Origin of the sequence: Belnapia moabensis DSM 16746 (assembly GCF_000745835.1) — a bacterium.
In the GTDB taxonomy this organism is placed as follows: Bacteria; Pseudomonadota; Alphaproteobacteria; order Acetobacterales; family Acetobacteraceae; genus Belnapia; species Belnapia moabensis.
This window is the reverse complement of the sequence record NZ_JQKB01000035.1, coordinates 18,764-32,579: the sequence shown is the minus strand read 5'-3', so window position 1 is coordinate 32,579 and position 13,816 is coordinate 18,764. Positions and strand designations below refer to the sequence as shown.

At 71.6% G+C, this 13,816-nt stretch carries 15 protein-coding genes; 6 read left to right on the top strand and 9 right to left on the bottom strand.

Translation table 11 applies throughout. From position 1 onward, the window contains the following. The first annotated feature begins 162 nt into the window (after positions 1-162). Positions 163-759: a septal ring lytic transglycosylase RlpA family protein gene (locus EP26_RS38180; protein WP_157033625.1), complete on the top strand. Its 597-nt coding sequence runs from the start codon at positions 163-165 to the stop codon at positions 757-759. 7 nt (positions 760-766) lie between these two features. Here the strand turns inward: EP26_RS38180 and coaE are convergent, their stop codons facing one another. The 3 genes from coaE to EP26_RS19100 are packed head-to-tail and all read right to left on the bottom strand — an operon-like array spanning position 767 to position 3,497. Further along, complete coding sequence (gene coaE, locus EP26_RS19110) at positions 767-1,360, bottom strand: dephospho-CoA kinase (RefSeq protein WP_043340952.1); 594 nt, start codon at positions 1,358-1,360, stop codon at positions 767-769. Positions 1,361-1,370: 10 nt separating this feature from the next. Beyond that, positions 1,371-2,210, bottom strand: coding sequence for a shikimate dehydrogenase (locus EP26_RS19105; protein ID WP_084112665.1), 840 nt, complete (start codon positions 2,208-2,210; stop codon positions 1,371-1,373). 36 nt (positions 2,211-2,246) lie between these two features. Then, positions 2,247-3,497, bottom strand: a complete 1,251-nt coding sequence (locus EP26_RS19100) for an MFS transporter (protein WP_043340949.1) — start codon at positions 3,495-3,497, stop codon at positions 2,247-2,249. Positions 3,498-3,550: 53 nt separating this feature from the next. Here EP26_RS19100 and EP26_RS19095 point away from each other — a divergent pair, with 53 nt between their 5' ends. Both EP26_RS19095 and EP26_RS19090 read left to right on the top strand, forming a co-directional pair. Further along, positions 3,551-4,375 (top strand): AraC family ligand binding domain-containing protein, encoded by an 825-nt coding sequence (locus EP26_RS19095; RefSeq protein ID WP_157033624.1) that lies wholly within the window; start codon positions 3,551-3,553, stop codon positions 4,373-4,375. Between the two features lie 97 nt (positions 4,376-4,472). Continuing rightward, the gene (locus EP26_RS19090; RefSeq protein ID WP_157033623.1) at positions 4,473-4,694 is read left to right on the top strand and encodes a hypothetical protein; all 222 of its coding nucleotides are present in this window, start codon (positions 4,473-4,475) and stop codon (positions 4,692-4,694) included. A gap of 30 nt (positions 4,695-4,724) precedes the next feature. Here the strand turns inward: EP26_RS19090 and EP26_RS19085 are convergent, their stop codons facing one another. The 6 genes from EP26_RS19085 to EP26_RS19060 form a co-directional block, all read right to left on the bottom strand. Further along, positions 4,725-5,930: an MFS transporter gene (locus tag EP26_RS19085; RefSeq protein WP_052389380.1), complete on the bottom strand. Its 1,206-nt coding sequence runs from the start codon at positions 5,928-5,930 to the stop codon at positions 4,725-4,727. A 102-nt stretch (positions 5,931-6,032) separates the two neighbouring features. Then, positions 6,033-6,296: a PGPGW domain-containing protein gene (locus EP26_RS19080; protein WP_043340946.1), complete on the bottom strand. Its 264-nt coding sequence runs from the start codon at positions 6,294-6,296 to the stop codon at positions 6,033-6,035. Next, positions 6,296-7,375 carry a DNA adenine methylase gene (locus EP26_RS19075; protein WP_211259479.1) on the bottom strand — a complete coding sequence of 360 codons (1,080 nt, stop codon included), beginning with the start codon at positions 7,373-7,375 and terminating at the stop codon, positions 6,296-6,298. The genes EP26_RS19080 and EP26_RS19075 overlap by 1 nt, the downstream gene beginning before the upstream one ends. A gap of 4 nt (positions 7,376-7,379) precedes the next feature. After that, positions 7,380-7,826, bottom strand: coding sequence for a polymorphic toxin type 5 domain-containing protein (locus tag EP26_RS19070; protein WP_043340943.1), 447 nt, complete (start codon positions 7,824-7,826; stop codon positions 7,380-7,382). A 54-nt stretch (positions 7,827-7,880) separates the two neighbouring features. Beyond that, complete coding sequence (gene lpdA / locus EP26_RS19065) at positions 7,881-9,272, bottom strand: dihydrolipoyl dehydrogenase (RefSeq protein ID WP_043340942.1); 1,392 nt, start codon at positions 9,270-9,272, stop codon at positions 7,881-7,883. A gap of 74 nt (positions 9,273-9,346) precedes the next feature. After that, on the bottom strand, positions 9,347-10,669 hold the full coding sequence (locus EP26_RS19060; protein ID WP_043340941.1) for an MFS family transporter: 1,323 nt from the start codon (positions 10,667-10,669) through the stop codon (positions 9,347-9,349). Between the two features lie 143 nt (positions 10,670-10,812). On the opposite strand from EP26_RS19060, the gene EP26_RS19055 reads away from it, so the two are divergent. The 3 genes from EP26_RS19055 to EP26_RS19045 are packed head-to-tail and all read left to right on the top strand — an operon-like array spanning position 10,813 to position 13,808. After that, positions 10,813-11,793, top strand: a complete 981-nt coding sequence (locus EP26_RS19055) for a tripartite tricarboxylate transporter substrate binding protein (RefSeq protein WP_043340940.1) — start codon at positions 10,813-10,815, stop codon at positions 11,791-11,793. A gap of 31 nt (positions 11,794-11,824) precedes the next feature. Then, positions 11,825-12,808, top strand: a complete 984-nt coding sequence (locus EP26_RS19050) for a tripartite tricarboxylate transporter substrate binding protein (protein ID WP_052389379.1) — start codon at positions 11,825-11,827, stop codon at positions 12,806-12,808. A gap of 28 nt (positions 12,809-12,836) precedes the next feature. After that, a complete protein-coding gene (locus tag EP26_RS19045; protein ID WP_043340938.1) occupies positions 12,837-13,808 on the top strand; it encodes a tripartite tricarboxylate transporter substrate binding protein in 972 nt (323 codons plus the stop codon). Positions 13,809-13,816: the final 8 nt, after the last annotated feature.

The window sequence follows — 13,816 nt, the reverse complement described above, 5'->3', positions numbered from 1 at the left end:
GATGCGACCTCGCCGGGCGGTGGGGCGACCAGCGAGGCCGCTCGCGCCAAGCGGCAAGGGCCGGACACGAGGCCGCGAGACGGCCTGACGGAGCCGTTGCGATGCACAACCGGCATCGATCCGTGGCGTCAACCTGGTCGCAACAAGCATGGAGACGACGTCATGCGGAACGGCCTCCGCCTCGCCCTGCCGAGCCTGATCCTCTGCGGCCTCGCGGCCTGCGCCACGCCGCCGCCCGCGCCGGAGCCCCAGGCCGCCGCGCCGGAGCCCGCGCCGACCCAGGTTGGGCAGGCCTCCTATTACGGCCCGCAGTTCAACGGGCGTCAGACCGCGAGCGGTGCCCGCTTCGACCCCAACTCCGACACCGCGGCGCATCGGACCCTGCCGCTCGGCACCGTCGCCGAGGTGAAGAACCTCGAGACCGGGCGCACCGCGCGCGTCACCATCCGCGACCGTGGGCCCTATGTGCGCGGGCGGGTGGTCGATCTCAGCCCGCGGACGGCGGACCGGCTCGGGATGAAGCAGCAGGGCGTGGCGCCGGTGGAAGTCCGACCGGTCGCCGTGCCGCCGGGCAAGGAGCGCGAGGCGGCGGCGGCGCTGGGCGTACCGCGCGAGCGGATCGAGGCCACGACCGGGACGACGAGCCAGGGCGCGGCGCCGGCTTCGGGGCAGGGTCCGGGCCAGGGCGCGGCCCAGGCTCCGGCCCAGGCCTCAGCCCAGGGATCGACCCAAGGCACTACCCAGGCCTCGGCGCAGTAGCCGGGGCTCAGCGGCGGCCGCGAATCTCCCGCACCAGCGCGCGGATGGCGCGCTGGGCGGCGTGGCGGGAGAGGCCCGTCTCCACGACGAGGTCGGCGCGGCGGCGCTTCTCGCGGTCGGGCATCTGCCGGGCGCGGATGGCGGCGAGGCGGGCCTCGGTCATCCCCGGGCGGCGGAGGACGCGGATGCGCTGCACCGCCGCCGGGGCGGAGACCACCACCACCAGGTCGCAGCGGCCCTCCTCCCGCGTCTCGAAGAGCAGCGGGATGTCGAGCACGACCAGCGGCTCCGCCCGGCGGCGGGCGGCGGCGAGGAAGCGGCGCTCGGCATCGCGCACCAGCGGGTGGACGATGCGCTCCAGCCGCGTCAGCGCCTCGTCCTTGCCGAGGACGGCGTGGCGGAGTGCCTCGCGGTCGACGCGGCCGTCGCGCACGGTGCCGGGGAAGGCGGCGCCGATGGGGGCGACGGCACGGCCACCGCGGGATTGCAGCGCGTGGACGGCGGCATCGGCGTCGAAGACGGGGACTTGAAGGCGGCGGAAGGTGTTGGCGGCGGTCGACTTGCCCATGCCGATGCTGCCGGTCAGCCCTACGATCTTCATCGGGCGGGCCTCATTGGGCGGGGATGTCCCCGCCGACGAAGTCGCGCAGCTCGTCATCGACCATGGGCTCGGCGCCGAACCAGGCGGTGAAGCCGGGCCGCGCCTGGTGCAGCAACATGCCAAGCCCGTCCACCGCCCCCAGGCCGCGCGCGCGGGCGGCGGCGAGCAGCCCGGTCTCGCGCGGGACGTAGACGATGTCGGCGACCACCGAAGCGGCGGGCAGCGGGGCGAGGTCGATCTCGAGCGGCGGCTGGCCTTGCATGCCGAGGGATGTGGTGTTGACCAGCAAGGCCGCATCCCCGAGCGGTGCGCGATCCGCGACATCGATCGGGCCGCCCAGCGCCCGGGCCAGGGCCTCCGCACGGGCGGGGGTGCGGTTGACCAGGGTGATGCGGGGGCAGCCGGCATCGAGCAGCGCGGCGGCGATGGCCCGCGCCGAGCCGCCGGCGCCGAGCAGCACGGCGGGGCCGGCCTCGGGCCGCCAGTGCGCCGCGCCCTCGCGGAGATTGGCGAGGAAGCCGAAGCCGTCGGTGTTGGAGCCCTCGATCCGCCCGTCGCTGAAGACCAGCGTGTTCACGGCGCCGGCGCGTTCGGCCGAGGGCTCTACCCGGTCGCAGACGGCGAAGGCGGCCTCCTTGTGCGGGATGGTGACGTTGGCACCGCGAAAGCCGAGATCGGCGAGCGAGCGCACCGCATCGGCGAAGCGCTCCGGCCGCACCGGCAGGGGGAGGTAGGCGCCGTCGATGCCGTGGCGGCGCAGCCAGAGCCCGTGCAGGCGCGGCGAGCGGGAGTGGGCGACGGGCCAGCCCATGATCCCGGCGAGGCGGGCATGGCCCGTGAGGATGGTCATGCCCGGAGCGTCGCCGCCCAGGCGGCAGCGGTCAACCTACTCGGCGGCGGCGAGGCCAGCCGTCTGGCGCGGCTGCGCCCAGAGTTCCGGTTGCAGCTCCTCCGGCCGGTCGGGGAAGAGCAGCGCGCAGAGGAAGGTGACGGCGCCGAAGCCAGCCAGCACCAGCATCGGCGCGGCGAGGCTGCCCGTCGCCTCGTGCAGGAAGCCGACCAGGGGCGAGGCCGCCGCCGCCCCGAGGAAGCCGATGGTGAAGCGGATGGAGTAGAGCTTCACCCGCAGCGCCGGCGCCACGTAGCGCGCCGTCATCGTCTCGTTCACCGTTACCTGCCCGAAGATGGAAGCGGCCATCAGCGCCGAGAGCGGCAGCACCCACCAGCCTTGCGCGAAGGACAGGGCGAGCAGGCAGGGGAGTTGCAGCAGGGCCAGCGGCAGGAAGACGCGCCTCAGCGTGTGTCGGTCGATCAGGCGGCCGACGGTGAACTGGGTGAGGCCACCGCAGAGCGTGGCGGCGAAGGCGAGCATGCCGACCACCGGCAGCAGGCCGGGCGAGGTCGCCAGCCGCTCCTCCATCAGCTTCGGGATCAGCAGGGTGAAGGCGTTGAAAATGAGGCCGGAGACGGCGGCGATGCTCAGCAGCACGGCGACGGCGCGGCGGACGATGGCGGCCGGGATCTCGGGGAAGGGCTTGGCGCCGGCGGCGGCCTTCTCGGCGTCGAAGGCGGGCTCGCGCAGCCAGGCGAGGCCGGCGAGGGCGCAGAGCGCGCCGGGCAGGATGAAGGCCCAGTGCCAGCCGAGCCGGGCCGCGACGAGGGCCGTCACCACCGGGGCGCAGGCGACCCCGATATTTCCGAAGACGCCGTTGATGCCGACCGCGCGGCCGACTTTGCCGCCGGGCGCGGCGCTCGCCGCCTCGACCAGCATCGCCGTGCCGATGGGGTGGTAGATGGCGGCGAAGGCGCCCATCAGCGCGAGCGCGAGGCCAAGGGTCAGCGGGCGCTCGGCGAGGCCGGCGAGCATCATCGCCCCGCCGGTGCCGAGGAAGAAGCCGGCCATCATCGCCTTGCGGCCGAAGCGGGCGGCGAGCCAGCCCATGGGCAGGGAGCCGAGGCCGTAGAGCACGAACATCCCCGTCCCCAGCGCGAGGATCGGGCCGTATTCCCGACCGAAGGCCTCCGGCGCCTGGGCCACCATGCCGAGCACCGCCGTCGCCAGGATCAGCAGCGAGTAGTGGGTGAAGACATGGGCGATGTTGACGAAGGCGATCTGCCGCCTGGCTGGGTCGTGCATGGCGCTTTCCAATTCCCTGGACCGTGGCGGCAGACTAGCCTGGCCGGATGACGATGGCTGGCCAAACCCTGTCGGCATCCGGCCAATTGCCGGAGGCGCCGCTGCGCAACCTGCCGCAGGACGGCGTCGACCGCCCGCTGGCCGGCTTCACCCGTGATTACCGCGCCGGGGAGAGCGTGGAGCGGCATGCGCATACCCGGGCGCAGCTGCTCTACGCGACCCGGGGGGTGATGCGGATCGCCACCGACACGGCGGCCTTCGTCCTGCCGCCGGGGCGGGCGCTGTGGATGCCGGCGCGCGTCGCGCATGTGACGGCGATGCGGGGGCCAGTCGCGATGCGGGCGCTCTTCCTCCGCGCCGATGCAGCCGCGGCGGGGCCGGGGGCGGTGACGGTGCTGGCCGTCTCGCCCCTGCTGCGGGAGCTGGTGCTCGCCGCCTGCGCCGAGCCCCTGGAATGGGACGAGGCCGGGCGCGGCGGACATATCACGGCGCTGATCCTCGACGAGATCGCCCGCGCGCCGCGCCTGCCGCTCGGCTTGCCGGCGCTGCGCGACCCGCGGCTGCGGCGGCTGGCGGCGGCGCTCCAGGCGGACCCGGCGCAGCCGCTCGGCCTCGATGACTGGGCGCGGCAGTGTGGGGCGAGCCCGCGCACCCTCACCCGCCTCTTCCGCGAGGAGACGGGGATGAGCTTCGGCCGCTGGCGGCAGGCGCTGCGGCTGGCCGAGGCGGCGGCGCTGCTGGCCGAGGGGGTGCCGCCGGCGCGGGCGGCGGCGCGCGTCGGCTATGCCAGCGCGCCGGCCTTCGGGGCGGCGTTTCGGGCGGCCTTCGGGGTCACGCCGGGTGGCGGTCGGTCCGTGGACGGAATTGGTGGCGTGTAATACGCGGAAACACTTGCATCAACTCCGCGTGCAATGTACGAATGTGATGCGGCACACCCCCCTCGTGCCCGAGGACAACGCCAGGAGTTCCCCCCTGATGCTTGGCACCGCCCTTCTTGGCGCTGTGATGGTCACGACGTTGGTTTGGCTCGGGCCGGTCCCGATGGCCTGGCTCTGGATGGCGTTGGAATACCTGGCGGTCTGGGCCGCGCTTTCCACCCTGCTGGTTGCCGGGCTCGGGGCCTGGGTCGCCCTTGGCCGCGCCCGGCAGGAGCCTGCGCGGGCGACAGCGGTACGGCGGGGCTCGGTCGCCGGCTAGCGAAGGTCTCCTTTGCGCCGGTTGCGGTCCTCAGCCCTGCACGGCTTCGGCGACGCGCGGCGGCGGGGCGGCGCGGAGCGGCAGCAGGCAGAGCATGGCGGCGAGGCCGACCAGCCCGGCCAGGCCGAGCACCGCCATCGCCGGCAGATGCGCGAGCAGCGGCGCGGTCACCATCGGCGCCGCGGCCTGGGCCATCAGCACCGGCAGCGCCAGCTTGCCCATGAGCACCGGGTAGCCGCGCGGGCGGAAGAGCGCGAGCGGCACCGAGCCGCGGCAGATGGTGATGATACCGTTGCTGGCGCCGTGCATCAGCACGAAGGGCACCGCGGCCACCGGCCCGACCAGCACCAGCAGCAGCGTGGCGACGGGCAGCAGCCCGGCACCGAGCCAGGCGACGCGCAGCGGGTGGACGGCCTTACCCATGGTGAATTCGAACAGCCGGCCGGCGACCTGGGCCGGGCCCATCAGTGAGGCAGCGGCCACCGCGGCGGCGACCGAGAGGCCGAGCCCGGCCAGCATCACCGGCAGCTGCACCGACATCGTCGTGCTGATCAGCGCCCGCAGCGTGAAGAAGGCGGCGAGGAAGAGGAAGCTGCGCCGCACCCAATCGGCCGGCAGGGGAATCTCGGTGGGGTCGATAGCGGCGGCGGTTGCCTCGCCGCCCGTGCCGGCGCGCGGCAGCAGCGCGTAGACCGGCAGCAGCACCAGCAGGTTGACGGCGGCGAAGACGAGGCAGGTGTTGCGCCAGCCGATGGCCGGCATCAGCGCCGCGGCCAGCGGCCAGCCGATGGTGCTGGCGAAGCCGCCGAGCAGGGTGACGATGGTGATGCCCCGCCGCGCCGCCCGGCCGTAGAGCGCACCCAGCGTGGCGAAGGCCGCCTCGTAGAGGCCGAGCCCCATCCCGATCCCGAGCACGACCCAGGCGATAAACCACCCCGCCAGCCCCGGCAGCAGGCCGAGCAGCGCCAGCCCGGCGGCGAGGGTAAGGGCGGAGGCCATCAGCACCGGCCTTCCGCCGAGGCGCTCGATCGTCCGGCCGATGCGCGGCGCGGCGAGGCCCGAGATCAGCAGGGCGAGGGAGAAGGCGCCGTAGACGAGCATCCGGTCGGCCTGGAGGTCCTCGACCACCACCGGGGCCAGCAGGGCCGGCAGGTAGTAGCTGGTGGCCCAGGCCAGGGTCTGGCCGATGCCGAGCAGCAAGGCGACGAATCGAGAATCTGTGCGGAGATCAGCCATACGGCTTTTCTCGTGCAGGTTGATAAAAGCACCAAGGGCTGAACGTCAGCCGGTTAATACTTTGGTCATCTTTACGGTAACAATCCGATCACTATTACGCAATCAGGACAGCAGGCGGCGCAGCCTCTCGCCTTGGCGGCGCGTCCAGCCGATCAGCCGCGCCTCCATCGCCTCGACCCGCGCCATCTGGCTGGGGAAGCGGGCCTCCAGCTTGCCCATCCAGCGCCGCGCCCAGGCGTATTGGTCGCGCAGCACGAAGAGGCCGAGGGCGAGGAAGAGCGCGCCTTGCAGGATCGGCAGCACCACCCCGGCGACACCCAGCGCCAGCAGCGCGAAGCCGAGCACCTTCCTCTGGAACGGGCTCATCAGGCGGCCCTCGGCGGCAGGGCGAGGGCGCGCTCGCCGGAGACGAAGAGGTATTCGACATTGGTCAGGCGGCCCACGGTGCCGACCTTCTCGCCCTTCGGGTTGTGGATGCCAATTTTGGCGCCGACATAGCGGCCATAGGGAATCTCGATCACCCGCAGCGGGCCGCGCGGCCTGAGCATCGCCTCCAACGCGGCACGGCCGAGATAGCCCTCGTCGTTGAAGGAGATGATGACGGTCGGGCAGCGCAGCGCGGCGATGGTGCGCGCCAGCGCCGGGCCTATCCCTGGGCGGCTGTTGAAGGCGGAGCGCCGCGTGCGGCAATCCAGTCGCTTGTTGGCGATGCCATAGACCTCCGGTTGATCCCAGCGCACCAGCGTCTCCCAGACATGGTAGTTCCGCAGGTAGGAGTGCTGGTTGTAGGGCGGGTCGAGATAGGCGAGGTCGCAGTCGAGCGTGGCCGCCACCTCCTCCGCCTCGCCGCAGAGGGCGGCGCAGGGGCCGGCGGCGGGCCGTGGCCGCATGGCGGGCAGGCGGAGGGCCAGCGGGTTATGGGCGCGGGCGGCCCAGCGCTTCATATAGGCCATCTGCAGGCCGGCGGTGCTGTCGACGCGGTCGGCCGCCTCGAGCAGGGAGGTGAGCAGCACCGCCTCCAGCTCCGGCTCGGCGCCCAGGCCAGCGATTCCCTCGCGGATGGCCTCGATCCGGGCGCCGTTGTCGGGGTGGAAGTAGCGGGCGGCGACGCAATAGGTTTCGGTGAACCAGCCATGACGCGGCGGCAGGCGCCCGAGGTCGGCAAGGATGCGGGTGGCCTTCTCCGCCCACCGCTCCACATCGGCCTGGACGTAGCAGGTGGCGAGGATATGGGCGTAGGCGTTGTGGTCGTTGGCGATGACGCGGTAGCCGGCGCCCTTCAGCGCATGGCCGACCCGGGCGGTGCCGGAGAAGAGGTCGGCGACCGTCGCCCCTGCCGGCGCGGCGGTGCCGATGGCCGAGAGGATCTGCGTCAGCAACGCCCGCTTGGAGCCGATATACTTGATCACGGCGGGAGGATCGGCCGGGGCGGCGAGTCGGGGCAAGCGCTCAGCCGGAGAGCGCCCAGCCCTGGTGCGGCTTGGCCTTGGCGACGGTGCCCTTCGGCACCAGCACGCCGACATTCTCCCACATCCGTGCCGTGCGCAGCTCGACCGGGACGCCGCCGATCTCGACGGCGGGAGAGATGACGATGCCGCGGCGGCCATGCGTCTCGACGCTGTAATTCTGCTCCTGGTTGAAGTCCGCGTCCTGCAGGGCAAGGCGCTCGTTCGCCACGCCGTCGAGACCGTGGAAACTGACGAGGTGCCCGGCCTGGACGGCCGGAAAATGCTCGTTCCTGAAGGCGTCCTTGTGGCGGGAGCCGAGGCGGGAATGCCAGTCCTTGGTCACCGGGTCGACCAGGAATTCGAGCGGATGGCCGGGCTTCGCCAGGATGGCGGCGAGCGCCCAGCGCATGAAGGCCTCCTGCGCCCCGGTGCGTTGCTTTGCGGCCATCGATCACCCTCCCCTCTCAACCAGGGAGGGTAGCCGATTCGCCGCGCTTCGGCATCAGATATGCAACGCTCGTCCGTCGGCGGCGAGGGCGGCTTCCTTCACTGCCTCGTTGAGCGTCGGGTGGGCGTGGCAGGTGCGGGCCACGTCCTCGGCACTGGCGCCGAACTCGATGGCCAGCGTCATCTCGGCGATCAGCGTGCCGGCATCCGGGCCGATGATGTGGGCGCCGAGGACCTTGTCGGTCTTGGCGTCCGAAAGGATCTTCACGAAGCCGTCCGTGTCGTTCATCGCACGCGCCCGGCCATTGGCGGTGAAGGGGAATTTGCCGGACTTGTAGGCGGTGCCCTGGGCCTTCAGCTCATCCTCTGTCGCGCCGACCGAGGCGATCTCGGGCCAGGTGTAGACCACGCTCGGGATGGCGCCGTAATTCACGTGGCCAGCCTGGCCCGCGAGGATCTCGGCGACGGCGACGCCCTCCTCCTCGGCCTTGTGGGCGAGCATGGCGCCGGCGATGCAGTCGCCGATGGCGTAGATGCCGGGGACGCTGGTGGCGAAATGCGCGTCGGTGACGACGCGGCCGCGCTCGTCCCGCTTCACGCCGACCTCGTCGAGGCCGAGCCCTTCGACATAGGGGCGGCGGCCGATCGCCAGCAGCACGACATCGGCGCGGATCTCCTCCGCGGCGCCGCCGGCGGCGGGCTCCACCTTGAGGGTGACGCCCTCGGCATCCTGCTCGGCGGCGACCACCTTCGACTTCAAGCGGAACTTCATCCCCTGCTTGGCGAAGAGGCGCTCGGCCTGCTTGGCCAGCTCGGCGTCCATGCCGGGGATGAGGCGGTCGAGATACTCGATCACCGTGACCTGGGCGCCGAGGCGCTTCCAGACCGAGCCAAGCTCGAGGCCGATGACGCCGCCGCCGATGACGACGAGATGGCCGGGGACCTTGTCCAGCTCCAGCGCACCGGTCGAGGTGACGACGCGCTTCTCATCGACCTCGACGCCGCGGAGCGGGGTGCTGTCGCTGCCGGTCGCGATGACGATGGCCTTGGTCGCGTAGGTCTCGCCATTGACCTCGACCTGGCCGGGGGCGGTGATTTTGCCGGCGCCCTTCAGCCAGGTGACCTTGTTCTTGCGGAAGAGGAATTCGACGCCCTTGACGTTGGCGCTCACCACCTCGCCCTTGCGGGCCTGCATCTTGGCGAGGTCGAGCTTCACGCCGTCGATCAAGACGCCGTGGTCGGCCAGCTTGTGGACCGCCTCCTCGAAATTCTCGCTGCTCTGGAGCAGGGCCTTGGAGGGGATGCAGCCGATATTGAGGCAGGTGCCGCCGAGCGTCTCCCGCTTCTCCACGCAGGCCGTCTTCAGCCCGAGCTGGGCGGCGCGGATGGCGCAGACATAGCCGCCGGGGCCGGAGCCGATGACGATGAGGTCGAAGCTGTCGGGCATAAGGGGTCCTCGGGCCGGGATTTCGCGGCGGAAACTGGCCCGAGGCGGGGTTCAAGGCAAGCCGCCCGCTTGGGCTAGCCGGCCAGCGCCCGCTCTTCCCGGGTCAGGTGGCTCTCGACCCGGGTCTCGGGCATCAGCCAGGCGGTAACGAAGGCGAGGGCGAAGAAGCTGGTGACGTACCAGAAGAAGCCGCTCTCGGCCCCAACCGACTTGAACCAGAGGCCGACATACTCCGCCGTGCCGCCGAACAGCGCGTTAGCCACCGCATAGGGCAGGCCGACGCCGAGCGCGCGGACCTCGGCGGGGAAGAGCTCCGCCTTCACCAGCCCGCTGATCGAGGTGTAGCAGGAGACGACCGCGAGTCCCGCCAGCACCAGCAGCCCAGCCGATAGGGGCGAGCCGGCGTGGCCGATGGCCGTCAGCAGCGGCACCGTCATCAGCGCGCCGAGGCCGCCGAAGGCGAGCAGCATCGCCCGCCGCCCGACCCGGTCGGAGAGGGCGCCGAAGGCGGGCTGGGCGACCATGAAGGCCAGCAGCACCCAGGCCATGGTGGCACTCACCGTGCGGGCCTCGAAATGGACGGTGTTCACCAGGTATTTCTGCATGAAGGTGGTGAAGACGTAGAAGCTGAGGCTGCCCCCCGCGGTCAGGCCGAGCACCAGCAGCAGCGGCTTCGGGTGCCGCAGCAGGGCGCGGATCGAGCCAGCCTCCGGGCGCTTCGCGGCGTCGGCGCTCTGCGTCTCGTGCAGGGCGCGGCGAAGGAAGAGGGCGACCACGGCCGCCGCCGCGCCGATCAGGAAGGGGATGCGCCAGCCGAAGGCGCGCATCTGCTCGTTGGTGAGCAGGGCTTCGAGGATAACAATGACGAGCACGGCCAGCAGCTGGCCGCCGATCAGCGTGACGTACTGGAAGCTGGCGTAGAAGCCGCGATGGCCGGGCTCCGCCACCTCGCTCATATAGGTGGCGCTCGTCCCGTACTCGCCGCCGACCGAGAGGCCCTGGGCGAGGCGCGCGACCGTCAGCAGCACGGGGGCGAGCAGGCCGACGCTCGCATGGGTGGGCAGGACGGCGATCATCAGCGAACCGCCGCACATCAGCAGGACGGAGGCCATCATCGAGAAGCGGCGGCCGCGCCGGTCCGCCAGCCGGCCGAAGATCCAGCCGCCGATGGGCCGCACCAGGAAGCCGGCTGCGAAGACCCCGGCGGCGGCGAGCAGCTGCGAGGTGCGGTCGCCGGAGGGGAAGAAGGAGGCGGCGAAGTAGAGCGAGCAGAAGGAATAGACGTAGAAATCATACCACTCGACCAGGTTGCCGGAGGAGCCGCCGATGATGGCGAGGATCCGGCGGCGGCGGTCTGCGGCCGCATCCAGGGGGATGGTGGTGGTTGCGCTGGGCATGGGGAGCTCCTTCGCCGCTGCAACGCAGCGACGCTCCGGCGGTGGCAAGGCGCTTCCCCTTCTCCCGCCGTCCCGCCAGACTGGCCTGGCAACGATGAGGGGCCGGACTTGGAACCGGCCCCCGCCTACGGGAGGTCACGGCCATGGATTTCGAAGGCACACGGCTCGGCCGGCGCGGCGCGCTGGCCCTCGGCGGGGCGGCTCTGGTGACGCCTGCCCTGGCCCAGGGGCGGTTCCCGGACCGCCCCATCCGCCTCATCATCCCCTGGCCGCCGGGCGGCTCGGCGGATGCGCAGCTCCGCTCGCTGGCGGAGATCGCCGGTCGGGCGCTGGGCCAGAGCGTGGTGGTGGAGAACCGGCCCGGCGCCTCGGGCACCATGGGTGCGCTGCACCTGACGACCCAGGCGCGGCCGGACGGCTACACGATCAGCCAGATGCACCTCTCGATCGTGCGGCGGCCCTTCATCACCCGCACGCCGCCCTGGGACCCGGTGAACGACTTCACCCATATCATCGGGCTCTGCGGCTGGATGTTCGGCATCGCGGTGAAGGCGGACGGGCCGATCAAGAGCTGGGCGGACTACCTCGCCTATGCCCGCGCCAATCCGGGGCGGCTGACCTACACCACCTCCGGCATCGCCACGACCAACCACCTGACGATGGAGGAGCTGGCGGCGCGCGAGAAGCTGGAGCTGGTCCATGTGCCCTACCGCGCCTCGAACGAGGCGGCAGTGGCCGTCGCGGCGGGCGAGGTGATGAGCGTCGCCGACAGCTCCGCCTGGGCGCCGCTGGTAGATGGCGGGCAGCTCCGGCTGATCTGCGTCTGGACTGCCGAGCGCTCGCCCCGCTTCCCCGACGCGCCGACGCTGAAGGAGCTGGGCTACGACATGGTCGTGACATCCCCCTACGGCCTCGCCGGGCCGAAGGGGATGGACCCGGGCGTAGTCCGCGTGCTGCACGATGCCTGCAAGGCGGCGCTGTTCGACCCGGCCAATGCCACGGTGCGGGCGCAGTTCGACATGCCGCTCGAGTACTACGATACTGAGGACTACCGCAGCTTCATCGCCCGCCGGGCGCAGTACGAGAAGGCGATGGCGGAACGGCTGAAGCTGCGGATTGACTGAAGCAAGACAGTACCCGGGAGACGCCTGAAGAATGCCATCGATCACCCGCCGCCGGACGCTCGCGCTCGCCGCGGCCAGCCTCGCCCCTGCGCTCGCCTCCCCTGCCCTCGCCCAGGGGCGCTTCCCGGACCGGCCGATCCGCCTCGTCATCCCCTGGCCGGCGGGCGGCTCGGCCGACGCGCAGCTCCGCTCCATGGGCGAGATCGCCAGCAGGGCGCTCGGCCAGCCGGTGGTGCTCGAGAACAAGCCGGGGGCGGGCGGCACGCTCGGGCCGATGACCGTCGCCCAGCAGTCGCGGCCGGATGGCTACACGCTGACGCAGATGCACCTCTCCGTGCTGCGCCGGCCCTGGATGATGAAGACCCCGCTCTGGGACCCGGTGCGGGACTTCACCCACATCATCGGCCTCACCGGCTGGCTCTTCGGCACTGCCGTCAAGGCCGACAGCCGCTTCGCTACCTGGCAGGAAATGATCGCCTATGCCCGGGCCAATCCCGGCAAGCTGACCTATTCGACCAGCGGCATCGGCACCAGCAACCACCTGGCGATGGAGACCCTGCTGGAGCTGGAGAAGGTGGAGATCACCCATGTGCCCTTCCGCGGCTCGAACGAGGGGGTGACGGCGGCGCTGGCCGGGCAGGTGGACATGGTCTCCGACAGCAGCGCCTGGGCGCCCTTCGTCGAGGCGGGGTCGATGCGGGCGCTCTCGGTCTGGACCGCCGAGCGCGCGGCGCGCTTCCCGACCGTGCCGACGCTGAAGGAGCTGGGCTACGACATGGAGGTCACCTCGCCCTATGGCGTCAGCGGTCCGAAGGGCATGGACGAGGGCGTGGTGCGGGTGCTGCACGATGCCTTCAAGGCCGCGCTCTTCGACCCGGAGAACGAGCGCATCCGCGGCCAGTTCGACATGCCGCTGGTCTACCGCAACACGGAGGACTACCGCGACTTCGTCGCCAGGCGCGTCGACTATGAAAAGATGATGGTGAAGCGGCTGAACCTCACCCTCGACGGCTGACCGGGCCAAGGGACACAGGGAGGACACAATGAAGACGACATTCACCCGCCGCGCCGCCCTCGGCGCGGCGGCCGGCCTGCTCGCGGCCCCGGCGCTTGGCCAGGGGCGCTTCCCCAACCGGCAGATCCGCTGCCTCATCCCCTGGCCGCCGGGCGGCTCGCTCGACGCGCTGCACCGGCAGATGTTCGAGATCGCCGCCAAGGACCTTGGCCAGCCCATCATCATCGAGAACATGGCCGGCGCCCGCGGCACCCGCGCCGCGACCTTCCTCATCCAGCAGGCACGGCCGGATGGCTACACCATCGCGCACCACCACCTCTCGATCCTCCGCCACCCCTTCTTGACGCGGCAGCCGAGCTGGGACCCGGTCGGCGACTTCACCTATATCATGCAGCTCACCGGCTTCGTCTTCGGCACCGCGGTGCGCGGCGACAGCCCGTGGAAGACGCATGCCGAGCTGATGGAGGCCGCCCGTCGCGCCCCCGGCCGGATGACCTATTCGACCAGCGGCATCGCCACCACCAACCACCTGGCCATGGAGGACATCCTCACCCGTGAGCGAGCCGAGATGACGCATGTGCCAATGCGCGGCAGCCAGGAGGGCGTGACCGCCCTGCTGGGGCGGCAGATCGACATCGTCGCCGACAGCCAGTCCTGGCGGCCGCAGGTGGAGACCGGCGAGCTCCGCCTGCTCGCCGCCTGGACGCCGACGCGGCTGCCGAGCTTCCCCGATGTGCCGACGCTGAAGGATCTCGGCTACGGGATGAGCGTGACCTCACCCTATGGCCTCGCCGGGCCGAAGGGGATGGAGCCGGAGGTGGTGGACATCCTCCACCGCACGCTGAAGAAGGCCTTCGAGGACGAGGCCAGCCAGGCGATCATGAAGCGCTGGGAACTGCCGAACGAGTATCTCGGCCCGCGCGAATACCTCGCCTTTGCCCGCGAGCGGGTGGTCTATGAGCGGGAGACGGTGGCGCGGCTCGGCATCAGCATCGACTGAGCCGGGCG

What these genes read in the sequence shown, in the direction of transcription:
- EP26_RS38180 (WP_157033625.1), top strand. Translation starts at nt 163, where the DNA reads ATGCGGAACGGCCTCCGCCTCGCCCTGCCGAGCCTGATCCTCTGCGGC.
- coaE (WP_043340952.1), bottom strand. Translation starts at nt 1,360, where the DNA reads ATGAAGATCGTAGGGCTGACCGGCAGCATCGGCATGGGCAAGTCGACC.
- EP26_RS19105 (WP_084112665.1), bottom strand. Translation starts at nt 2,210, where the DNA reads ATGACCATCCTCACGGGCCATGCCCGCCTCGCCGGGATCATGGGCTGG.
- EP26_RS19100 (WP_043340949.1), bottom strand. Translation starts at nt 3,497, where the DNA reads ATGCACGACCCAGCCAGGCGGCAGATCGCCTTCGTCAACATCGCCCAT.
- EP26_RS19095 (WP_157033624.1), top strand. Translation starts at nt 3,551, where the DNA reads ATGGCTGGCCAAACCCTGTCGGCATCCGGCCAATTGCCGGAGGCGCCG.
- EP26_RS19090 (WP_157033623.1), top strand. Translation starts at nt 4,473, where the DNA reads ATGCTTGGCACCGCCCTTCTTGGCGCTGTGATGGTCACGACGTTGGTT.
- EP26_RS19085 (WP_052389380.1), bottom strand. Translation starts at nt 5,930, where the DNA reads ATGGCTGATCTCCGCACAGATTCTCGATTCGTCGCCTTGCTGCTCGGC.
- EP26_RS19080 (WP_043340946.1), bottom strand. Translation starts at nt 6,296, where the DNA reads ATGAGCCCGTTCCAGAGGAAGGTGCTCGGCTTCGCGCTGCTGGCGCTG.
- EP26_RS19070 (WP_043340943.1), bottom strand. Translation starts at nt 7,826, where the DNA reads ATGGCCGCAAAGCAACGCACCGGGGCGCAGGAGGCCTTCATGCGCTGG.
- lpdA (WP_043340942.1), bottom strand. Translation starts at nt 9,272, where the DNA reads ATGCCCGACAGCTTCGACCTCATCGTCATCGGCTCCGGCCCCGGCGGC.
- EP26_RS19060 (WP_043340941.1), bottom strand. Translation starts at nt 10,669, where the DNA reads ATGCCCAGCGCAACCACCACCATCCCCCTGGATGCGGCCGCAGACCGC.
- EP26_RS19055 (WP_043340940.1), top strand. Translation starts at nt 10,813, where the DNA reads ATGGATTTCGAAGGCACACGGCTCGGCCGGCGCGGCGCGCTGGCCCTC.
- EP26_RS19050 (WP_052389379.1), top strand. Translation starts at nt 11,825, where the DNA reads ATGCCATCGATCACCCGCCGCCGGACGCTCGCGCTCGCCGCGGCCAGC.
- EP26_RS19045 (WP_043340938.1), top strand. Translation starts at nt 12,837, where the DNA reads ATGAAGACGACATTCACCCGCCGCGCCGCCCTCGGCGCGGCGGCCGGC.